We start from the raw sequence: 22,461 nt of genomic DNA, 5'->3' as shown, positions 1-22,461 counted from the left end.
GCGAGCGCTCACGGGAGTGACACTTTGCGAGCCTCGATCTGTGGATGAGGAAATTGCGTGAGTGATACCCAGACCACATCAGACTTTCAGCCTCTTCAGTTGCTGCGCTCGCAGGACTTGGATGAGGCCCGGCATCTGGTGGCGTCGGTGTTCTGTGAGCACCGCCTGAGCCTCAACGGGAAACAGCGCCTCAATTACCGCCATGCCCACCAGCGCACCGGCCGTCTGAGCTTCAGCAAGATGAGCTACGGAACGGACGTGACCGTCGCGCCGGACTGCCTCGACAACTTCTATCTTGTGCAATTGCCGATCGGTGGCTGCGACCGTCAGAAGCTCAATGGGCGTGAGGTTCTCAATGATCACCGCCACGCCACCGTTCAAGGGCCCGAGGATGTGCTCGAGATGAACTGGAGCGCCGACTGCCGGAAACTGGTGGTGCGCTTCGATCGTGGGGTCCTCGAACAGCATGCTGCCAGCCTGTTCGGGCGCAGCCTGCACAAGCCCCTGCAGTTTCATCCACTGATGCACCTAGACCATCCGGCATGCATTGCCTGGCGCAACAGTGCGCTGCACACCTTCAACGAGTTGCAGCGAGCTCCCCAGGTGTTCGAGTTGCCACTGATCCGTGAGCAGCTGGAGCAGACCTTGATGACCACGCTTTTGAGCTGGCAGCCGCATGACCTGAGACATCAATTGGGATCTTCCCCGAAGGTGTTACCGCGCCATGTGAAGCTCGCATGCGATTACATGCAGGCCCACGCTGATCGTCCGGTCACCGTGGAAATCCTAGTCGAGCTGACGGGGGTCAGCGGGCGCAGTCTTTTTGCTGGTTTCGATAGCTTCCTGGGGCTCACGCCGATGCGATATCTGCGAGATCTGCGGCTCGACCGCGTACGTCAGGATCTGCTCGACCCTCGGCAGCCGCGCAGCGTGACCGAGGTTGCCACCCGCTGGGGCTTTTTCCAGCTTGGCCGGATGGCGATCGCATACCGCAAGCGCTATGGGGAAAGCCCGCGTGACACGCTGCTGCGCGCTCGCCAATAGACTCGGCCAACACGGCGCCGGGCTCGAAGAGATTCCTGCAGTTTGCGCACAGCGCCTGCGCAATGCGCATATTCGTCCTGGCAGTGCAGCTTCACATTGAAGGCACGGGCGGCACAAGGCCGTCCTTTCCAACGGTATGGAGCGCATCTGTATGAGAACAATCACAATCGTCGGCGCAGGTCAGGCCGGTCTGCAACTCGGGATTGGCCTGCTGCAGCACGGTTATCGCGTCAACCTGATTTCCAACCGCACCGGTGAGCAGATTTCCGCCGGTCGTGTGCTGTCCAGCCAATCGATGTACGACATGGCGCTGGGCTTCGAGCGAGAGCTGGGGCTGGCCCTGTGGGATGATGTTTGCCCGCCGACCCATGGCGTGCACATGCGTGCCGGCAATGGCGAAGGGCTTCTGGTGGACTGGCGTGCTCGCATGAAGGCACCGGGGCAGTCGGTGGATCAGCGGATCAAGATGCCGCGCTGGATGAAGGAGTTCGAGCATCAGGGCGGCAACCTGGTCATTGAGGAAGCTGGCCTGGAGGAGCTGGAACGCTACGCCCAGCAAAGCGATCTCGTGATCGTCGCCGCCGGCAAGGGCGAAATCGGCAAGCTGTTTGAACGTGACGCCGAGCGCAGCCAGTTCGACCGACCCATGCGCACCATCTCGCTGACTTACGTCCACGGCATGCTGCCGCGCACGGACTACAGCGCCCTGAACATCAGCATCAACCCGGGTGTCGGTGAATACGTCAATTTCCCCTGCATCACCCATACTGGGGCCGGCGACATCATCAATCTGGAATGCGTCGAGGGTGGTCCGATGGACCGCTGGCACGAGGTCAACACGCCGACCGAGCATCTTGCGCTTGCGGTTGAGCTGATCAACGAGTTCTTCCCGTGGGAGGCGCCGCGCTGTCAGAACCTGCGCCTGACCGACGAGCTCGGCACGCTGGTCGGACGGCTCACACCCACGGTGCGCAAGCCCATCGGCGTGTTGCCTTCCGGCCGTACCGTGCTGGGCATGGCCGATGTACTGGTGCTCAATGACCCGATCACCGGGCAGGGCTCGAACAATGCCAGCAAGTGCGCCAATGTGTACATGAAGGCAATCCTCGAGCAGGGCGGCGAAGCCTTCGACGATGCCTTCAAGCAAACTACCTTCGAGCGCTATTGGGACTACGCGCAGTGGGTCGCGCGGTTCACCAACACTCACCTGCTGCCGCCGCCTGAGTCCGCCATGCGTGTGTTCGCTGCCTCTGCGCAGGACCCGCGCATTGCCGCCACAGTGGCCAATGCCTTCGACGATCCGAAAAGCCTGACGCCCTGGTATTACGACGTGGAGGAGGCCGAGCGCTTCATCGACAGCTTTGCGCTGGCGAAGGAGGCGTGAGATGAGTCGATATTCAATCAACGCCTCGCGCGTTCTGGCAGCCTCGGTGCTCTTTGCCGCTGCGCCGCTGGCGCTGGCAACTCAAGGTACCTTTCCTCACGGCTATGGCGTGAAATCCGAAGGCATGGGCGGTGTGGTACTGGCGCTGCCTCAGGATTCGCTGGTCGGCGCTTCGAACCCTGCCGGCATGGTCTGGGTCGGCACCCGGGTGGATGCCGGCGTGGCGCTGCTGAAGGTGGACAACGGTGTGGAGTTCGCCGGTGAAACCGTCAGCGGCATCGAGGACAACGACCTTTACATCATTCCGCAGCTAGGCGCCAACCGCATGCTGGACGAGGTGAGCAGTCTGGGCCTGTCGATCGTTGGCAACGGCGTCGGCACTGCCTATGGCAGCGACAGCAACGTCGGCGGGCTGGAGCGCCCCGGCTCGGAATTCCAGCAGATGGTCGCTACCCTCAGTTATGCCCGTCAGCTCGACGAGCAGCACAGCCTCGGCCTGGGACTATTGCTGATCCGGCAACAGCTGGATATCGATGGCACCAGCAGCATCGGCCTGCCCGAAGGCCGCGACGAGTCATACGGCGCCGGTCTGCGGTTGGGCTACATGGGCCGCCTGACGGATGAGTTGAGCCTTGGTGCGAGCTACGCCACGCGAGGCTACATGGGCAAGATGAAGCGCTTCGAGCGGCTGCTTGCCGAAGGCGGCGATCTGGACATGCCGGCCAACTACGGGCTCGGGCTGAGCTACCAACGCGGCGACTGGACCCTGGCGGCTGATGTTCAGCGCATCCTCTGGAGCGACGTCAAGGCCTTTGGCAACCCTGGCGTCAGCCGGGCAGGGGGAGCTCCCGGCGACAGCGACGGTCCAGGCTTCGGCTGGCGCGACCAGACGATTTACCGCGTTGGCGCGGCCTGGGATGCGAGCGAGCAGCTGACCCTGCGTGCCGGCTACAACGATGCCAACCAACTGCTGGACAGTCGCGACGGCTATCTCGGCCTGCTCGCACCAGCAGCCAATCACCGGCACGTCTCCCTGGGAGCAACCTACCGCCTTGCCGCTGGCAACGAGCTGTCCTTCGCCTATGCGCGCTCGTTCAAGGACAAGGTCGACGGTGATGGCCTGGGACCGGACGCGGTGTCCTCGCCCTACATGGGGCAACACTGGCTGTCGTTCAGCTATGGCGTCATGTTCTGAGGAGACCGAGCCGATGATCGAACCAAACGCTTTTCGTCAGGCCCTTGGCCACTTCGCAACGGGCGTTACGGTGGTCACTACCCGTGACGTTGCCGGAGAGCTGATCGGCGTCACTGCCAGCAGCTTCAATACGGTGTCTCTGGATCCGCCGCTGGTGCTCTGGAGCATCGGTCGCAAGGCCTTCAGCTATCCGGCCTTCGCCGTGGCCGAGCATTTTGCCGTGCATGTACTGGGTGATCAGCAGGCGGGTTGGTCCAATCGTTTCGGCCGTGCTTCCGAGGCGAAGTTCGAGGGCCTGCACTACACCGAGGGGTTGGGCGGCGTGCCGCTGTTCGAGGGCTGTCCGGCGCGTTTCGAATGCTGCGTCGAGCACCGATACGAGGGAGGCGACCACCTTATCCTGGTCGGACGGGTGCACAGGATGGATGTCTGTGACGACGAAGCACGCCCGCTCTTGTTCCACCGTGGTCGCTACGCGGGGTTAAGTGCATTGGCAGAGTAATCGGCACGCGGTTCATGCCAGATCGCAATTAATTGCGTTATCCGGATAAGCGCGTAATTGGTCGGAGCGCAGCGTTTGCCGGCGCTGCTTAACCTCGGAACCAGCCCTGCACCGCCTGGCAATGTGCGGTTGATGATTGCCATCGCCCGTTGCCGGGCGGCAACCAACCGTGCTTGAAAAGATGGAGGTTCGGCACTATTCGGATAGTCGACTGCGCACATGGGATAGCTCGGCGCATGTTCTTCTGGCGGACGGCCACATCCACCATCCCCACGTCATCAACCTCCTGCGTCACCTCCACGTAGCCGCAAGGCTGCGCTTCCTACGGCACAGAACACGATGGTGTTGTGCCTCTTCAACGGCAGCCAGGGATGGCTGCTTTTTTTTTCGCAACTTATTTGCGCTTTCGGGATAACCGTGTACCCCATTGGAGCGCGGCTCGGCCTTGTCGCTTCCTAACATCCGGAACAAGACAGCCCGTCTGGAACGCTGGTGGTGCAGCAGTCCACACGCTTCAGCCGGCTTCAAGCAAGTCCCGATTCGGTGGATTCCGTTATGAATGATCAACTGCATCACGTCACCCTCAACTTCGCCGATGGCGTTACCCACAGCTTCAGCGTGCCACGGGGCGCCAACATCCTCGAAGCGGCGATCGCGGCTGAAATGCCTGTGCTTTATCAGTGCCGCTCCGGCGGTTGCTCGAGCTGCATCTGCACATTGAGTGAAGGCGAAGCGGTGACTCAGCCCGGCGCCAGCTCTTCTCTGCTGGGCAGTGAATACGAGGCCGGCCAGCGCCTGCTGTGTGTTTCCCAGGTCAACTCGGACTGCACCTTCGACCTTGGCTACGGCAGCGAGGTGGGTTCCACCGCGGCACAGGAAGTTCATGCCTTCATCGATTCCGTGGAGCGCATCGCCAGCAACGTCGTGAAGCTGACCCTGGAGCTGGCCGAAGGGGAGTGGATGGAGTTCCGTCCGGGCCAGTTCATGCAAATCGTGGTGCCCGGGCTGGGTGTGCTGCGCAGCTACTCGCCGTCGAGTACGCAGGTCGACTTGCCGAAGATGGAATTCCTGATCCGTCTGCTGCCGGGCGGCGCCATGTCCGATTTCCTCGCGAACGAGGCGCAAGCGGATCAGGTCCTGACGCTGAGCGGCCCCTACGGCGCTTTCTTCCTGCGCGAGGAGTACAAGCGCGCACCGCACATCTTCGTTGCCGGCGGCACCGGGCTGGCCCCGATCCTCTCCATGATCGACACCCTGCGCCAGAACAGCGGCCGCAAACCACCGATGTTGTTGAGCTTCGGCTGTGCCGTGCCGGAAGCCTTGTTCTCGCTGGACGATATCGAGCTGCGCAAGCAGTGGCTGCCGACTCTGGAAACCCGCATTTGCGTAGGCCAGGACGCTATCGAAGGCATGCACTTGGGCAGTCCGGTCAGCGTGCTCCACGAGGGCGACGTTACCAGCCCGGATACCGTCGCCTATCTGTGCGGACCGCAGCCGATGATCGATGCCGCCACCGCACGCCTGATCGAGTTGGGGGTGAAGCCGGAAAACATCTTCGCCGAGCAGTTCGTCGCCAGTAATTGAGGGATTACCCATGAAACCAACGACTTCGCTTCCGTTTTCCCCCGAGCAGAGCCAGTGGTACGAACTGGCTCGCGCCAAGCTCGATCCCAAGCGCCTGCAGAAACTGCTGTTTCAGCTGACCAATATTCACAGCCCCACTGGGGCGACCCGCGAGGCCAGCGAGTTCATGCGTCGGCACATGCAGTCAATCGGCATGAAGGCGCGTTACTACCCGATGAACGAGATCACCGGCAACGCGCTGGGCGAGTTCAAGGGCAGCGGCGGCGGTGCGACCGTGTTGTTGTACGCGCCGATCGATACGCACCTGGACCGCACGCCGGGCGAGGAAGTCCTCACCGGTGACGGCCAGGAAGCCGATCTGCAGCCCTACGCGCAGATGGTCGATGACTGGGTTTTCGGTCTCGGATCGTCCAACCCCAAGGGGATGATTGCCACCCTCACCGAAGTGTCCACGGCCCTGATCGAGGCTGGCGTTCCGCTCAAGGGCGACCTGCTGCTTGGCATGGCCGACGGCGGCATGCCGGTAGACATCAGCGAGCGTAACGCCGGCATGTCCAACGGCGTGATCCACATGCTCAACCGCGGCATGTACCCGGACTTCGCCATCATCATGAAACCCTGGAACTGGGTGTACCACGAGGAGCCGGGCATGGCCTGGTTCAAACTCAAGGTCAAGGGCACCCTAGGCTACGCCGGTGTGCCGCATGACATTCCGGGTTTCCGCAGCTCGGTGGTGCCCTCGGCCACCGTGATCCATGAACTGCAGCAGTGGATCCTGCAGTACACCGAGCGCAACACCAGCGGCGTGATCCAGCCCCATGGCTGGATTGCCGGCGTGCGCGGCGGCCAGGTCGAGCGCCCGGCCTTCCCCAGCGCGGTCACCGAAATCTTCTTCGATGTACGCGTCAATCCGCGAGTAAGTCCGGCCAGCGTCAAGGCGCAGTTCGCCGAGTTCGTTGCCGATCTTAGTGCGCGCTTCCCCGATCTGGATCTGGACTGGGAGCAGTACGGCTCGGTGCCGGGCGGCACCACCGATCCAGAGAACTGGATCATCCAGTCCTGCAAGCGCGGCTGGGAGTTCATCGAACAACGTCCCCATGGCCAGCCGGACATGCTCGCCGGGCAAACCGATGGCGCCGCGCTACGCCGCTACGGCGTACCCACTGCGCGTATCGGCTGGCCGTGGCCTGCGACCGGGGCGCCGTTGCCGGTGGCCGAAGGTCTCGGCGGCATGGGCGCTACCTACGTTCCGGACCTCATGCCCTGCGCCGAAAAGATCCTCTACGCGCTGATCGACACCCTGACCCGCCCGCGCCACGAACTGGGCCTGTGAAGGAGCAGACGATGAACAAGCGCATCAAGATGATATTTCCGGTACCGATGAGCGAGGCCACTCGCCCGCTGGTGGAGTCGCAACTGCCGGCTGAGCTGCTGCGCGCAGATATCGACGTCAGTTTCGTCGGCGCCGGCCAGGTGATGACGCTGGCCGACAGCTATTACGACATGGCGCTGATGGAGCTCGCCGTGATCGAAGCCGGCCTCAAGGCCGAGGAGGAGGGGTTCGATGCGGTGTGCATCAACACCGTCAGCGACTCCGGCCTCGCTGCGCTGCGCTCGCGCCTGTCGATTCCGGTGCTGGCGCCTGGCATCGCTGCCTTCCACACCGCCAGCATGCTGGGCCACAAGTTCAGCATCCTGACGATGTGGCCGCGCTGGTACCCGCTGTACCGCAAGACCATCAAGGAATACGGACTGGAGTCACGCCTGGCGTCGATCCGTTCCATCGACGTTCGCCCGGATACCGAGGCGCTGCTGCAGGGCAAGGAAGACATCGTCTTCGGGAAATTGCTCGAGGCGGGGCTGTGTGCCATTGAGGAGGACGGTGCCGACGTCATCGTGCTGGGCTCGACCACCATGCACCAGTCCCATGCCTACCTTGCCGAGCACTTGCCCGTACCAGTGCTAAACCCCGGGGTTATCGCCTACAAACAGTGCGAAATGCTGCTCGACCTTGGCTTGTGCCACAGCAAGGTCGCGTTCCCCAGCCCTGAACAGAACAAGGACACCGCCTTCATGACGCAAGGCCGAGCCTAGGAGTGCCTCGATGAAAATGTTCGAATCCGCCGAGGCCCATGCCATCAGCGACCTGACCATCGCCGAAGCCGCCGCTGCATTCCGCGACGGCGTGCTAACCAGCACCGAGTTGGTGGAAGCGTGCCTGGAACGCTGCGAAGACGGCAGCGAACTGAACGTATACGTAACCCTCGATCGAGAAGGGGCGCTGGCGGCCGCGCAGGCTGCCGACGCAGCGCGCAGGACTGGCGAGCCACTCAAGCCTCTGAGCGGCATCCCGATCGTGATCAAGGACAACATCCACTGCGCCGGGCTGCCTTGCACTGCGGGCTCGCCGGCCTTCGCCGATTTCGTGCCTGCCGAAGATGCGCCCACGGTGCGCAAGCTGCGCGAGGCCGGCGCGATCATCCTCGGCAAGACCAATATGCACGAGCTGGCCTTCGGTGCGACGGGCTACAACGGCGCCTTCAATACGGGGCGCGAAGTGGGCGTGCGCAACCCGTACGACAGCACGCGCATCGCCGGCGGTTCATCTTCAGGTAGTGCGGCCGCCCTGGGGGCGCGCATGGCACTGGCGGCGCTGGGTACCGATACCGGCGGCTCGATGCGCATCCCTCCGGCGCTCAACGGGTGCGCCTCGCTGCGACCTAGTCAGGGGCGCTACTCCGACCGCGGCGTGATTCCCATCGCCCGCAGTCGCGACACCGTCGGCCCGATGGCCCTGTGCATGGCTGATGTTGCGCTGCTCGACGGATTGATCACCGGCGATTGTGCGCTGCCGTCGATCCGCCTTGGCGAACTGCGCCTGGGGATTCCGGCCGAATGCTGGCAGAACCTGGATGACGATACCCGGCAACTGGCCAATGCCGCACTGGACAAACTGGGTGCCCACGGCATCCAGCTGGTTCCCATCGAGGAGGCCGGCCTGCTGGCATTGAACGAACCTGTCGGCTTTTCGGTGGTTATCCACGAGGCATACGACTGCATGGTCGAGTACCTGCGCGAGTATGGCCACGACATGACCATCGAACAGGTCGCCGAGAAGCTGCACAGCCCCGATGTGCGCTACATCTACGAGAACTGGGTGCTGCCGCGCAAGCTGCCCGTCGGCGACCAGCTGGTGGATGTCTCGCCGCTTTACAAGGCAGCCCAGAACGGCGGGCGTCAGGCGCTGCGCGAACGCTACCAGGACCTGTTCGAATCCCATTGCCTCGACGCGTTGCTGTTCCCTACCACCGCCGTGGTCGCCCCGCTGGCGCGCGAAGAGGTCAACCAGCCGGCGAATTTCGAGCGCCTGATCCAGAACACCGAACCTGCCGCCAGCGCCGGGCTGCCGTGCATCCAGATTCCTGTCGGGCTCGGCGAACACAGCGGTCTGCCGGTGGGCATGGAGCTGGACGGGCCGCCGTTCAGTGATCGCCGCTTGCTGGCCATCGGGCAGCTTTTGGAAGGAATTTTTGGTCGCGTGGCGCGTGCCTGAAACGGGAGAAGTGTTATGAGTGAGAAAAACAGCTGGTGCGGCAAGGTGGTGATCGTGACGGGCGGTGCCAGTGGCATGGGGCGGGACGTGTGCCTGGCCCTGGCGGCGCAGGGTGCTCGCCTGGTAATTGGCAACCGTGGCGTCGAGGCCGGTCAGGCGCTGGTCGAGGAGATTCGCGGCCTGGGTGGCGAGGCACTGTTTCGTCCAACCGACGTTTCCCGCCCCGAGGATTGCGAAGCGCTGGTGGCGCTGGCTTTGGACAGCCATGGCCGGCTCGACGGCGCGTTCAACAATGCCGGCCTGCAGCGCGCTTTCAATACCGTTCACGTGACTCCGGTGGCCGATCTGAGCGAGGTCATCGACATCAATCTCAAAGGCGTGCTGTACATGATGAAGTACGAGACGGCCGCCATGCTCGCCTGCGGAGGCGGCTCCATCGTCAACAACGCCTCCATCTTCGGCCTCAAGGCGATGCCCGAGACGGCCTATTACGTTGCGTCCAAGCACGGCATCGTCGGTGCCACCCGGGCCGTGGCGCTGGATTACGCCAACCAGGGCATCCGCGTGAACGCCGTGTGCCCGGGACCAATCAAGACGCCCAGCTTCGACCGGGTTACCGGCGGCGACGACCACCTCTACGACGAAGGGGTGCCCATGCGCCGTATCGGCCAAGCGGCGGAAGTGACTGCCGCAGTGCTCTGGCTGCTGTCCGACCAGTCCTCCTACGTCACCGGAACGACGCTTTCGGTGGATGGCGGCATGTCGGCGCAATAGCCATCCCGATAATGGGAATGATCACACGGAGAACAACAAGATGATCAACGCGTTGAGTTATGTGGTGGTGCAGACACCGCATCTCGAGGCCTGGGTAGACCAGGCGCGTGACCCGATCGGCCTGCAGGTCGAAGTCGTTCAACCTGGAAATTGCGTGCGGCTGCGTGCCGATGAAAAGGTGCAGCGCCTTCTGGTCAGCAGAACCGAAGGCGAACCCAGCATGGGCATGGGGTTCGAGGTGGCGGACGGCAGCGATGCCGAGCGCATCCGCGTCGCCCTGGAACAGGCCGGTTACGCGACCACCGAAGGCAGCGAAGAGGAACTGCAGCTACGCGGTGTCACCGGCATGTTCCATTTCCGTGACCCCGACGGGGTGCGGATCGAGGTCTGCCATGGCCTGGCCGATGCCGAGAGCCCCTTTGTGCCGGGGCGTCCCATCGGCGGTTTCCGCACCGGCGACTTGGGCCTGGGCCACGTGGCGCTCATAACCGAGCATTTCGACGAACTCAGCCACCTGTACCGCAACATCTTCGGCTTCAAGGTTAGCGACTACACCCACGCGCCTTTTCGCGTGGAGTTCCTGCACTGCAATCCGCGCCACCACACCATGGGGCTGGCCCACACCGGCGGCCCGGCGAAGATCTACCACCTGATGCTCGAGTACAACGATTTCGACGACGTGGGCCGTGCCTACGACGTGGCGCTGACCAACCCGGACAGCATCGGCGTGACGCTCGGCCGCCACATCAATGACCATGTCACCTCCTTCTATCTGAAAAACCCCGACGGCTGGATGTTCGAGCTGGGCTGGGCCAGTCGCACGGTTGGCCCGGACTGGCAGGTCGAGGAACTGCAAGGCATGAGCCTGTGGGGGCATGACCGCACCTGGCTGCCGGACCACAAGCGCGAAGAAGCCCGGCAGATCCTCAAACGCCTGGCTGCCCAGGGCGTACGCGCCCCGGTCATCACCACCACCCAAACCGCGAAGGCCAGACAATGACTGCCAATGCTTCCCCGGAAATCGCCAACAGCCTGCGCATTGGCGAATGCACTCTCAACTACCACGACCAGGGTGAAGGCGATGCCATCCTCCTGATTCACGGCTCAGGTCCCGGCGTCACCGCCTGGGCAAACTGGCGCGGTGTGATTCCAACACTATCCCAGCGAGCCCGCATCATCGCGCCCGATATGCTGGGCTTCGGCTATACCAGCTGCCCCGGCGACTGGAAGCTGGATCCGGATACCTGGGTGCAATCGCTGGTGGGGCTGCTCGACGCGCTGGATATTCCGCGTGTCTCCATCGTCGGCAATTCCTTCGGCGGCGCTATTGCTCTGGCGTTCGCCAAATCTCATCCGCAGCGCGTCCAGCGCCTGGTGCTGATGGGCGCAGCGGGGCTGCCGTTCCCCATCACCGAGGGTCTGGACAAGGTCTGGGGTTACCAGCCGTCGTTGCAGGCGATGCGCGAGCTGATGGAGGTCTTTGCCTACGACCACGGCCTGATCAACGACGACCTGGTGCGCATGCGCTACGAGGCGAGCATCCGCGACGACGTACAGACCCGTTTTGCCCAGCTGTTCCCGGCGCCCCGGCAGCAGGGCGTTGAGATGCTCGCCTTGGCGGAAGCGGACCTGCGTTCATTGCCACACGAGACGCTGCTGATCCATGGCCGTGACGACAAGGTGATCCCGCTGGAAGTCTCCGATCGCATGCTGCGCCTGATCCCCCACGCGCAGATGCACGTGTTTGGCGAATGCGGTCATTGGGTGCAGATCGAGAGGGCCGCTGCATTCACTCGCCTGTTGGTTGATTTCCTTATTGAACAGCCTGCCTCCACAGGAGCATGAACATGAATCGAGACACCATAAAAGGTCGCTGGAACATCCTGGCTTGGGAGCAGCTGTACGACGACGGCCGCGTGGTTCAGCCAATGGGCACCGAGCTAGAAGGCTTCATTGAGTACAGTGATTACGGCATGTTTTGCGTAGTTGCCAAGAAAGGTCGCGAATCTTTCGCCACTGGCGGTCAGTGGTCCGCGGAGGATGTCGAGAAGGCCGCTGCCTACAGCAGCTATTTGACCTACGCAGGCGATTACGACGTAGAAGGCAGAACCATCACCCACAAGGTTTTCTACAGCATCTTCCCAAACTGGGTTGGAGGCACCCAGAAGCGCACGGCCGTGCTGGATGGTGATGTGCTGTCGCTTACCGCCCGACTGGAGGACGGCACTCCGGAAGCTCGCACTGCACGTCTGCGCTGGAAACGTGCCGAGCTCGCCAGCTAGGCCAATAAGCAAAGCTCGGCACGTTTACAAGGAGCCGGAGCTTTGCTGCCTTTGTTCTTTCCTCGGCGTACAGCTGGTGCGCTGACGGTCACTCTAACTTGGGGCCCGCGGTATCCAGTGGCGTTCTACGCGGGAACCGCTAGCCTATGGTTCGCCTGCTGTAGATGAACCATAATCCATGCGCTTTTGTTGGTGCAATCTTTAAGCGTGCGTCGGTTGCCGGGCATGAGTAAATGAAAGGCTACCGAGACAGTAAAGGTTTGAAGTGAGCAGCCTTCAAGTTAATCAGGCGAGCTACAATAAAGCCAACGTCTAACCGAGTCGCATTGAAGCCAATTTAGTCAATAAACGTCTTTATCTATAGCGCGCCTCGGTTGCATGCGGCTTTTGATTAGGAATGCAATGGCGGGACATTAGCGCTTGCACGCTTACCGTGGCGCATTGAAATCCAAAATATCCAGTTGCTCGGTCAGCCAGCGATATGCCTGATATGTGCTATTAAATTTACGAACTAGGGTGCGTACACCTTTATCTATGTTACAGTCGCGGAGCGTGAGGCCAAGACCTTCTTCGTCGATTTCGTAGGTCTTTGCTTTCATATCGCCGAGCTGCATCGCAAGCAGCCTAACGTCATCGAGTGAGTGAATGGGGGCGATGCTGTGCTTGCGCACGTAGGAGCGTACCTTCTCTGAAAGCTCATTGAAGTCATCTGCATTAATGCGGTGGACTATATCATCTGAATCTGGGATTTGCTCCGGATAGTCATCATCAAGTGATACGCAGTGTTCCACACCGTGAATGCTTGCTACTAGGTATTGACCGCCGACTTCGTCGCGCTCGCGGTTAAGAATTAGGATAGACATGTTTTTTCCTCAGGTTGTTGTTCTGTTCATTATTCTAAGTTGCTCCGCTTAAAAAAGGCAATAGGCTATACTGTATTTTTATACAGTCCATGGTTAACGCCCCGGAGGCCGTTCGGCTGGCTATCTAGTGAGTGTCCGGCCCAAAACCCATAATTTAACAGTGGCATAAGCAGTATGTCGTGGGCAGTGGTGTCTCGGTAAGCGATTGCGCCAGTCCGTCGCCGCCCCAGGCTGTGAGCGCAATTTAAAATTACTCTACTTGGTTCTCGCATTTTAAAATGTGAATCGGCTGAAAGAGTGGAAGCACCTGCTCATACCCAGCGCTGTTCAGTTGGTCTATGTGCTGCTCCCGGCGGGTCGTCTTGTGGGGTCAGGTAACATGGTGCGTCCTTGGCCAACGAACCAAAGTCCTGAATTCGATATAGAAATGATAGGATTTTATAGCCTTTGCAATACTTGACTTTTGGGTTATATAAAAAATAATGTTTTGGTTGTTGTTTTTTTGTTTTCGTTTTTGCAATAATTGATTGTGTGGCGTGTGTCACGCAAATAATAATAAGAAGAATAGTATGAACGCAGAGACTCAAAGCGCCTACATCAGTTTGGCCAGTAACTTCTATGCGACTCGAATGCAGGGCGTTGAGCTTGATGAACTCAATATTATTGGTGCTTTGCTACGGGCTGCCCCCGATTATCGCCCGGATTATTACCGGCGCTTACGTAACGCTTTGGCGTTTGATCAAAAGCATCGAGGCAATTTCTGGGCTGCCCAAGAAATCAATCGGACGCTCAATCCGGTCACTGTGTTGAATCTTCCGCGCAAAAAAAAAAAAAAACCAACGACGTCCGCAAAAGCTTTCTACCGCTGATTTTGAGGCGTGGCTCCGATGTTTAGCTGAACGAGATATGCCTGTCGAAGCGGGCGCTTTGATGGTGATATCTCTTACCGGAGCGCGCCCATGTGAGCTTAATGGCATTTCTATCGACGGCCGGCGCATCCATATATCTGGTGCAAAGCTTAGCCACAACGGTTTACGCGGCGCTAGCCGAACGCTTGAGGCTGACGATGGCGTTTGCAGCATCTTGAGAGATGCTCTCGCTGCTTTCAAATGTCAGCCCCGCAGTATGGACTCAATACGCGTGGCACTTCATCAAGTGGCCGCTGAGCTATTCGGTAGAAGAAAAGTGCCGAGTATGTACACGCTTCGTCATCAATTTGGATCGAATCTGAAGGCCTCAGGTTTTTCTGAGATTGAGATGGCATACGTCATGGGGCACCAAGCTACCGATTCGATTAGCCGGTACGGAGATAAAAGACTTGGACGAGCAGAAGCGGTTAAGGTTAAGCCCGCAAGTGATGCTGATCTATCCAAGGTGAGAAAAACGGTGCCTGCGCGAATGCGTGGGGTCGCTCTAGCTCTCAATGATAAGCGAGACTTGGGCCGTAGGTCTGAGGTCGCTGACGGCTGAGGTGACGACGATTCAGTAAAACAAACAGATCGCAAGGGCTCCTTGGGCACCCGAATTAATCATGCCTAGCCTGGCTTGATGCAAGTCACCACAGATGGTTTCTACCCAGGAGCCATAGGACGTGTAGTCCTGCACCAGAAAGTCTTGGCAGTGAGACACGATGCCGTCTGCTGCAGTGATATCTGCTGCAAACTGCGGCGCTGGGCTCAAGCGGGTATCCAGTTCGCGTTGCTGGGTCGTCTTGGCCTGTTCATAGGTGCTGACGCTTGGCCCGTGCTCAGCCAGGTAGCGGTTTAGGTGCGTTGCTTGCTGCCATGAAATCGAGCCATACAAGCACTGAGCGCCACCAGCGTCGTCGAGTCTAATCAGCGTCACCGTTAGGGCTTTGACTTTACGTATATCAGCGTTAGCTGCATGCGCACGGCTTGGAATGGCGTGGAAAACCCATGGTTTGGCATTGCTCATCGACCTGTGTCGTTTTTGACTGGCCCCTCGTTGTGAGGTGCTCAGCCCTGACAGGCTTTAGGTCGCTTTAAGCGCCACGATATTTCGTGACACGCTTCGTACTCTGCGGCGATTCTTCGTGGCTGTAGCTGCCACCTAATCATGGGCAGCTAGGGGAGGCACCAAAACCTTACCTGTATGCGCATCCATGCTGGCCCGACGTTGCCGAAGTGGTTAAGGTTCGCGGGTTAATCGCAGGTAGTTATCGCCTACTTACTTCAATGCATCTGCTGATGATGAGCCAGTCTCTGCAGCGAATTGCCGGGGCAGGGCATGGGGCGCGCCTGCGTACTAATTTTTTACACCAGCAAGGATTGTTCGTGGCTATCAAGAAATCCGACCTTTACTCCTCCCTCTGGGCTTCGTGTGATGCGCTACGTGGTGGGATGGACGCCAGCCAGTACAAGGACTACGTCCTGTTCATGCTGTTTATCAAGTACATCTCCGACAAGTACGGCAACTCGGATGACTTCGCGCCGCCGGTGACCATCCCGTTTGGTGCCAGTTTCAAGGATATGGTCGCCCTCAAGGGCAAGCCCAATATCGGCGACAAGATCAACACGCAGATCATCCAGCCGTTGATCGATGCCAACACCCGTCTTGCCCGCAGTGATTTCCCCGACTTCAACGATCCAGCCAAGCTAGGTGAGGGGCAGGATCTGGTGGATCGGTTGACTGATCTGGTGGCCATCTTCGAGAAGCCGGAGCTGGACTTCTCGAAGAACCGTGCCGACAACGATGACATCCTCGGCGACGCTTACGAATACCTGATGCGCCACTTCGCCAGTGAAAGCGGCAAGAGCAAGGGGCAGTTCTATACCCCGTCCGAGGTCAGTCGCGTTATTGCCAAGGTCATTGGCATCACGCCTGCAAATTCAGTGGGCTCAACCACGGTGTATGACCCGACCTGCGGATCAGGCTCGCTGTTGCTGAAAGTGGCTGACCAGGCCGGCAAGCACATTACCTTGGAGGGGCAAGAGAAGGACGTGACCACCTCGGGTCTCGCCCGCATGAACATGATTCTGCATGATTTTCCGACGGCCAATATCATGCCCGGCAACACGTTGGCGTCGCCCAAGTTCAAGGACGGCGAGCAGCTACGCACATACGACTATGTGGTGGCGAACCCTCCATTTTCAGACAAGAAGTGGACTCTCGGTCTGACTCCTGAGAAGGACCCATACCAGCGATTTGCCTGGGGCGTACCGCCGAACAAGCAAGGCGACTTCGCTTACCTGCTGCACATCATCCGTTCCATGAAAAGCAATGGTAAAGCCGCCTGTATCCTGCCCCACGGCGTACTGTTTCGTGGCAATGCCGAAGCGGTAATCCGCGAACAGCTGGTCCGCTCCGGCTACCTCAAGGCCATTATCGGCCTGCCGGCCAACCTGTTTTACGGCACCGGTATTCCCGCCTGCATCCTGGTGCTGGACAAGGAAAATGCCAGCGCGCGTAAAGGCATCTTTATGATCGATACCGCTAAAGGCTTTATCAAAGACGGCCCGAAAAACCGCCTGCGCGATCAGGATGTGCACAAGATCGTCGATACCTTTACCCGCATGGTCGATGTGCCACGCTACGCGCGTATGGTCGCCTTCGATGAGATCAGCGACCCGAAGAACGACTTCAACCTCAACCTGCCGCGCTACATCGACAGCACCGAGCCGGAGGATATTCAGGATATCGACGGCCACCTGCGCGGCGGTATTCCCGAGCGGGATATCGATGCCCTGGATCGCTACTGGCAGGTGATGCCGGAGCTGCGTGCGGCGCTGTTCAAGCCCGCCAGCCACGCCGGTTACTTCGAGCTGGTCAACCGCGACGTCAAGCCGGTGATCTTCGGCCACCCGCAATTCACGGCGTTCAGGGCCGAGGTGGATGCACTGTTCAAGCAATGGCTGGCCAGCAGCACGCCGCTGCTCAAAGGCTTTGCGGCCGATGCCGCCAGCAGCCACCCCAAGGAGCTGATCTACAAAGTTTCAGAAGACCTGCTCAGCGCCTTCGCCAAGGCACCCTTGCTCGACCATTACGACATCTATCAGCACCTGATGGACTACTGGGCCGAGGCCATGCAGGACGACTGTTACCTGATCAGCGCCGACGGCTGGAAGTCGGGTGCGGCGGTGCGTGAGCTGCACAAGGTGAAGGACAAGAATGGCAAGCTGGTCTGGGCCGAGAAGCACGACTACAGCCAAGGCAAGCGCCGCTTCAAGTCCGATCTCATTCCGGTGGAGCTGCTGGTTGCCCGCTACTTCAGCGCTGAGCGTGATGCCATTGCAGGGCTAGAAACGCAGTTGGCCAGCGTCGAGCAAAGTCTGAGCGAACTGCTCGAAGAGCACAGCGGCGAAGACGGCTCGCTCAGCGAAGTGGTCGAAGGCGAGGGCGACAAGCAGAAGGTCACCGCCAAAGCCATCAAGGCCCGCCAGCGCGAGATCGATAACGACCCGGACTATGAGGATGAACTCAAGGTACTGGCCGACTATGCCAAGCTGCTCGACCGGCAAAGCGCCCTCAAGGCCAAGCTGAAAAAGGCTGAGGAAGACCTCGACAACAAGATCCACGGCAAGTACCCGCAGCTCAGCGAAGCCGAAATCAAAACCCTGGTGGTGGATGATAAGTGGCTGGCCACCCTGGCCGTCGCCGTACAGGGTGAGCTGGATCGTGTGTCGCAAACCCTGACCGGACGTATTCGTGAGCTAAGTGAGCGCTACGCCACCCCGTTGCCTCAGCTCACCGATGAAGTCGCCGTGCTGGGCATTCGCGTGGACGAGCATCTGAAAAAGATGGGGGCGGTATGGCAGTGAAGCCTGGCTATAAGCAGACGGAGTTGGGGGTTATTCCGAAGGATTGGGAGGTTAGTTGTGTTGGGCAAGCGTTCGAGGTTTGTGATCATCTACGGTTGCCACTGAGTCAGGCCGTCCGCGAGCGAATGTCCGGGCCTTATCCGTACTATGGCCCAACGAGTGTGCAGGGCTGGATCAATGAATATCGCGTAGAGGGTCAATATGCGTTAATTGGTGAGGACGGTGATCATTTCCTGAAGTGGCGAAGTCAGCCGATGACTCTGCTGGTGCAAGGAAAATTCAATGTCAATAATCATGCGCACATAGTTCGAGGCAGTAATAACCTTACCGAATGGTTTTACTGGTTCTTCGCTAGTCGCGACCTCACGCCATTTCTTACCCGCCAGGGAGCCAGCCGCTACAAATTAACGAAAGCTGCTCTTCTTCAAATGCCGTGTGTGTTGCCAAACCAAACAGAGCAGCGCGTCATCACGACAGCATTGCATGATGTGGATGCCCTGCTGGGTGCTCTGGAGCGGCTTATCGCCAAAAAGCGCGACCTCAAACAGGCCACCATGCAACAACTCCTCTCCGGTCAAACCCGTCTTCCCGGCTTCTGCGGTGAGTGGGAGGTGAAGCGGTTGGGTGATGTGGTTCAGATTCAAAAGGGCCAGCTCATCACAAGCAGTACCTTAAAATCAGGGGATGTACCTGTAATCGCGGGAGGTAAGCAGCCGGCCTACTTCCATGCTTCAGCTAACCGGTTAGGACGCACCATCACGATCAGTGCTTCTGGGGCTAGTGCTGGTTATGTCGCGCTTTGGGATGGACCAATATTCGCTTCCGACTGCTCTACCATCAGCGAATCAGAAAGCTACTGTCTCGATTTTGTTTTCTATCAATTACTCAGCAAGCAACAGGCGATCTACAAAGCGCAAACTGGAGGAGCGCAGCCGCATGTCCATGCGAAGGATTTGAATCCAATTCTCTTCTCATTCCCGCCCATGGCTGAGCAAGATGCAATTGCAAGCGTGCTTTCTGATATGGATGGCGAGCTAGCCGTGTTGGAGCAGCGCCTGGTAAAGACCCGCGCCCTTAAGCAAGGCATGATGCAAGAACTGCTCACCGGAAGGACGCGCCTGGTATGACCGACCTGAGCATGGACGCCACTCAACGACCGCAGACGACCAAACTCCCCAGCACCATCATCAGCGTATATGACCTGCTCGCGGATCAGGCGCTGGAGATTCCCCAATATCAGCGCCCGTACAAATGGACGGGCAAACATATCAACCAACTGTTCGCCGATATCGCCATCCATAAGGACAAGTCCGCTTACCGACTGGGCACCATCGTGTTTCACCGCGAGGGCGAGAAGAAGAACATCGTCGATGGCCAGCAGCGCACCATCAGTCTGTTGCTGGCGGCCCGTGCGCTGATTCAGCGCTGCAAGGCGCAAGCGCTGGAGAGCGATGACTTGCACGAGCGCTTGATCGCGCTTGAGCCGTTAATGGTCGACCCCCGCTTTACCAGCGAGATTTCGCAGAGAAACATCCACAGCAATTACCTCGAAGTGGCGCGCATCGTCAGCCGTGCGGACTTTACCGAGGTGCATATCAACTTCTTCCTGCACAAGTGCCAGGTGGTGGCGGTGGAGCTGGCGGATGTGTCGGAGGCCTTTCAGTTCTTCGACTCGCAGAACGCGCGGGGCCGCGATCTGGAGCCACATGATCTGCTCAAGGCCTACCACCTGCGTGAGTTCAGCCCGCGTGACGAGCATTTGAAGGTCGCCACGGTGGCGCGCTGGGAAAACACCAAGACCCACGAGTTGGCCACGCTGTTTGCGCAGTACCTATACCGCATCCGTAGTTGGTCGAAAGGGGCGTCGGCGCGTTATTTCAGCAAGGACGATAGTGACCTGTTCAAGGGCGTGAATCTCGATACGGTGGCCAGCTACCCCTATGTGCAGCAGTTGCGCATCGCCCACCATTTTGTCGACCACTACAACGGCCAATACGAGCGCCAGATCGAATCGCGAAAGATGGCTTTTCCCTTCCATCTGGATCAAATCATCATCAACGGTCGGCGCTTCTTCGAGCTGATCAGCCACTACCAGAGCGAGGTAGCGCGCATCAGCGGAAAGCCCTGGAATGGGCATGAGCGGGGCGGGGATTCAGTGCTCGATGGCTTTGCACCAAGGATCATGGCGGTTCTCGACAGCTACCCGGCGAAAACCCGCACGGGTGATCGCTATGTGCGGGCGATGTTCGATTGTCTGTTGATCTATTACATCGACAAGTTCGGCCACGCCGAGCTGTCGCGGGCCATCGAGAAAATCTTTATCTGGGCCTACAGCCTGCGTTTGCAGATGCAGGTGGTGCAGCTTGCGAGCATGGATAACTACGTGCTGGCGAACAATCTGTTCAGGCTGATCAAGGACGCCACTCGTCCGGCTGACGTTATCAATCAACCGCTGAAAGCACTCACCAGCAACAGTTCGACCAAGACCGAGGCAATCGAGGCGCTTTTCAGGGAGATGAAATACCGTGAGTGAGGCCATCACCCAGCTTTCCATCCGGCAGCTACTCGGCGACCGTGATGATTACGTTATCCCGATGTATCAGCGCAATTACGCTTGGGAGGAGGGTGAGATCACCCAATTGATTCAGGACGTAATCGACTACCTGCCTAAGCGAGATAAACCGGCGCGCAATTACTACATCGGTAGCCTGGTGGTGTATGAGCGCGCGGACGGCAAAACGCCCGTCTTCGAAACCATCGATGGTCAGCAGCGGCTGACAACGCTGTCGTTGCTGACCTCCTACCTGAAGAACAGCAAGGCGGTTGACCTCGATTGGTATGCAAACCTGAGCATCCACTTCGATAGCCGCGAGCATTCGCGGGCGACCTTTGCGGCCATCTTCGAGGGGCGTTTCAAGGATGACCCTGCCGAGGTGCTGGCTGAAAAGCACATCAATACCGGCATCCTCAATGGCTATCGGCTGATCCATAAGGTGTTGCCGCACAAGCTCAAAGAGAACGACGTTTCACCCCAGCAGTTCGCGGATTTTCTGTTTCGCTATGTGCAGATCATGCGGGTGAAGGTGCCGGCGGATACTGACCTGAACCATTACTTCGAGATCATGAACAACCGTGGCGAGCAGCTAGAGAAGCACGAGGTGCTCAAGGCGCGGATGATGGAGACGTTGCAGGACTGCCCGCACAGCCAGAACTGCCTGCACACCGTCTGGGAAGCCTGCGCGAATATGGAGCGCTACGTGCAGATGGGCTTTACGCCCAGCCAGCGCGGCAGCGTTTTTGCTGAGAAGGATTGGGGGCAGTTGGTGCCCGCGAACTTTGATGAGCTGAGCGCTGCGCTGCAGCGTACGCGCGAGGTGGCCTACAAGGCGGGGGCTGAGTTGTCCCTCACGGACATCATCAGCAGGTCGCCAGTCACTGCGGAAAAAGAAGGTAACGGTGAAGAAGCGCCCGAGCGCTTCAATACGGTGATCAACTTCCCCAACTTCTTGCTGCATGTGCTGCGTGTCGATACGCAAGCGGATATTCCTCTGGATGACAAACGCCTGCTCGATATCTTTGAAACCCATGTGCTGAAGCAGCCAGACCCGGCTGCGGCCGTGAAGCGCTTCACCTTCAATCTGCTGCGCTGCAAGTACCTGTATGACCAGTACGTGATCAAGCGCGAGTTCATCCAGGGCGAGGATGGTTGGAGCCTTAAGCGCTTCAAGTGGAACGACGGTGGCAAAGCGGGTGGCGCAGGGCGTGGCAGTTATGTGAATACCTTCGGCGAGGAGGAGGGCAGCGAAGGCATCAATCGGCGTATCTTGATGCTGCTCTCGGCGTTGCATGTGTCCACGCCCACGCTGGTTTACAAGCATTGGCTCAATGCCGCGTTGCATTACTTGTTTCACGCCGAGCAAATCGAGGCTCAGACCTATCTGCAGCAGATGGAGTCAGTCGCCAAGGCTTTTGTTTTTGACCGCTTCCTGGCGCCTGAGGCGGGCTTGGAATACTTCTCGATCATCTACGAGAACAGGGGTATTTGTCAGACCCGCCGCGAAGGCGTAACGGCAGAAACGCTGGAGCCTTGCTTGAGCTTCGGCAACATCGAAAACAACCTGGTGTTTAACTTCCTGGATTATCTGCTTTGGCTTGAACATCAGGGTGATGAGAAGGTGAAAACTTACGAGTTCACCTTCCGCAGCTCGGTGGAGCACTACTACCCGCAGCATCCATTGCCTGGGCATGCTCCGCTCGATGCCGAGATTCTGAACTCGTTTGGCAACCTGTGTCTGATCAGCCATGACAAGAACTCTCGTCTCAGCAATTTCATGCCGACGGCAAAGAAAGAGTTTTATCAGAACAACAGCATCGACAGCGTCAAGCAGCACCTGATGATGAAGGCCGAACCCTGGGATGCTCAGGCCATACGCAAGCATTACCAGCAAATGATGGACGTGCTGCTGAAGAGCCTCGCCAGCAAACACGTGACCGAGTAAACC

19 protein-coding genes are annotated in these 22,461 nt (G+C 59.2%); 17 read left to right on the top strand and 2 right to left on the bottom strand.

Annotated elements, in window-relative coordinates; translation table 11 throughout:
* Positions 1–57: 57 nt before the first annotated feature.
* From AC0ZJQ_RS15595 to AC0ZJQ_RS15540, 12 genes are all read left to right on the top strand, one after another.
* Positions 58–1,044, top strand: coding sequence for an AraC family transcriptional regulator (locus AC0ZJQ_RS15595; protein WP_152414092.1), 987 nt, complete (start codon positions 58–60; stop codon positions 1,042–1,044).
* Between the two features lie 151 nt (positions 1,045–1,195).
* Positions 1,196–2,428, top strand: a complete 1,233-nt coding sequence (locus tag AC0ZJQ_RS15590; RefSeq protein ID WP_264588619.1) for a styrene monooxygenase/indole monooxygenase family protein — start codon at positions 1,196–1,198, stop codon at positions 2,426–2,428.
* 1 nt (position 2,429) lies between these two features.
* Positions 2,430–3,623, top strand: a complete 1,194-nt coding sequence (locus AC0ZJQ_RS15585) for an OmpP1/FadL family transporter (protein WP_009868034.1) — start codon at positions 2,430–2,432, stop codon at positions 3,621–3,623.
* Positions 3,624–3,636: 13 nt separating this feature from the next.
* A complete protein-coding gene (locus AC0ZJQ_RS15580; protein ID WP_009868035.1) occupies positions 3,637–4,125 on the top strand; it encodes a flavin reductase family protein in 489 nt (162 codons plus the stop codon).
* 555 nt (positions 4,126–4,680) lie between these two features.
* Complete coding sequence (locus AC0ZJQ_RS15575; protein WP_009868036.1) at positions 4,681–5,709, top strand: ring-hydroxylating dioxygenase ferredoxin reductase family protein; 1,029 nt, start codon at positions 4,681–4,683, stop codon at positions 5,707–5,709.
* 10 nt (positions 5,710–5,719) lie between these two features.
* The gene (locus tag AC0ZJQ_RS15570) at positions 5,720–7,042 is read left to right on the top strand and encodes a M20 family metallopeptidase (RefSeq protein ID WP_009868038.1); all 1,323 of its coding nucleotides are present in this window, start codon (positions 5,720–5,722) and stop codon (positions 7,040–7,042) included.
* 11 nt (positions 7,043–7,053) lie between these two features.
* On the top strand, positions 7,054–7,803 hold the full coding sequence (locus AC0ZJQ_RS15565) for an aspartate/glutamate racemase family protein (RefSeq protein WP_009868041.1): 750 nt from the start codon (positions 7,054–7,056) through the stop codon (positions 7,801–7,803).
* Between the two features lie 10 nt (positions 7,804–7,813).
* The gene (gene iaaH, locus AC0ZJQ_RS15560) at positions 7,814–9,262 is read left to right on the top strand and encodes an indoleacetamide hydrolase (RefSeq protein ID WP_476476890.1); all 1,449 of its coding nucleotides are present in this window, start codon (positions 7,814–7,816) and stop codon (positions 9,260–9,262) included.
* A 15-nt stretch (positions 9,263–9,277) separates the two neighbouring features.
* Positions 9,278–10,036 carry an SDR family NAD(P)-dependent oxidoreductase gene (locus AC0ZJQ_RS15555; protein WP_009868045.1) on the top strand — a complete coding sequence of 253 codons (759 nt, stop codon included), beginning with the start codon at positions 9,278–9,280 and terminating at the stop codon, positions 10,034–10,036.
* Positions 10,037–10,076: 40 nt separating this feature from the next.
* A complete protein-coding gene (locus AC0ZJQ_RS15550; protein WP_009868047.1) occupies positions 10,077–11,036 on the top strand; it encodes a VOC family protein in 960 nt (319 codons plus the stop codon).
* Positions 11,033–11,881 (top strand): alpha/beta fold hydrolase, encoded by an 849-nt coding sequence (locus AC0ZJQ_RS15545; protein ID WP_009868050.1) that lies wholly within the window; start codon positions 11,033–11,035, stop codon positions 11,879–11,881. Before AC0ZJQ_RS15550 ends, AC0ZJQ_RS15545 begins: the two co-directional genes overlap by 4 nt.
* 2 nt (positions 11,882–11,883) lie before the next feature.
* A complete protein-coding gene (locus AC0ZJQ_RS15540) occupies positions 11,884–12,318 on the top strand; it encodes a lipocalin-like domain-containing protein (RefSeq protein WP_037019955.1) in 435 nt (144 codons plus the stop codon).
* A 428-nt stretch (positions 12,319–12,746) separates the two neighbouring features.
* Here the strand turns inward: AC0ZJQ_RS15540 and AC0ZJQ_RS15535 are convergent, their stop codons facing one another.
* Positions 12,747–13,181 (bottom strand): hypothetical protein, encoded by a 435-nt coding sequence (locus AC0ZJQ_RS15535; RefSeq protein ID WP_003291593.1) that lies wholly within the window; start codon positions 13,179–13,181, stop codon positions 12,747–12,749.
* Positions 13,182–13,750: 569 nt separating this feature from the next.
* On the opposite strand from AC0ZJQ_RS15535, the gene AC0ZJQ_RS15530 reads away from it, so the two are divergent.
* Positions 13,751–14,050: a hypothetical protein gene (locus AC0ZJQ_RS15530; protein WP_476476889.1), complete on the top strand. Its 300-nt coding sequence runs from the start codon at positions 13,751–13,753 to the stop codon at positions 14,048–14,050.
* 613 nt (positions 14,051–14,663) lie between these two features.
* On the opposite strand, the gene AC0ZJQ_RS15525 is transcribed toward AC0ZJQ_RS15530, so the two are convergent.
* Positions 14,664–15,116 carry a hypothetical protein gene (locus AC0ZJQ_RS15525; protein WP_476476888.1) on the bottom strand — a complete coding sequence of 151 codons (453 nt, stop codon included), beginning with the start codon at positions 15,114–15,116 and terminating at the stop codon, positions 14,664–14,666.
* 275 nt (positions 15,117–15,391) lie between these two features.
* On the opposite strand from AC0ZJQ_RS15525, the gene AC0ZJQ_RS15520 reads away from it, so the two are divergent.
* Genes AC0ZJQ_RS15520 through AC0ZJQ_RS15505 form a run of 4 tightly spaced genes read left to right on the top strand, consistent with a single transcriptional unit; the run spans position 15,392 to position 22,458 of the window.
* Entirely contained in the window at positions 15,392–17,959 is a 2,568-nt protein-coding gene (locus AC0ZJQ_RS15520) for an N-6 DNA methylase (protein ID WP_476476887.1), read from the top strand.
* Positions 17,950–19,086, top strand: coding sequence for a restriction endonuclease subunit S (locus AC0ZJQ_RS15515; RefSeq protein ID WP_476476886.1), 1,137 nt, complete (start codon positions 17,950–17,952; stop codon positions 19,084–19,086). The genes AC0ZJQ_RS15520 and AC0ZJQ_RS15515 overlap by 10 nt, the downstream gene beginning before the upstream one ends.
* A complete protein-coding gene (locus AC0ZJQ_RS15510) occupies positions 19,083–20,492 on the top strand; it encodes a DUF262 domain-containing protein (protein ID WP_476476885.1) in 1,410 nt (469 codons plus the stop codon). Before AC0ZJQ_RS15515 ends, AC0ZJQ_RS15510 begins: the two co-directional genes overlap by 4 nt.
* Positions 20,485–22,458: a DUF262 domain-containing protein gene (locus AC0ZJQ_RS15505; protein WP_476476884.1), complete on the top strand. Its 1,974-nt coding sequence runs from the start codon at positions 20,485–20,487 to the stop codon at positions 22,456–22,458. Before AC0ZJQ_RS15510 ends, AC0ZJQ_RS15505 begins: the two co-directional genes overlap by 8 nt.
* Positions 22,459–22,461: the final 3 nt, after the last annotated feature.

It is taken from the genome of Stutzerimonas sp. 21-1 (assembly GCF_056336065.1).
Note: the sequence above shows the minus strand (reverse complement) of the source record. Positions and strands in the feature narration are given on the sequence as shown.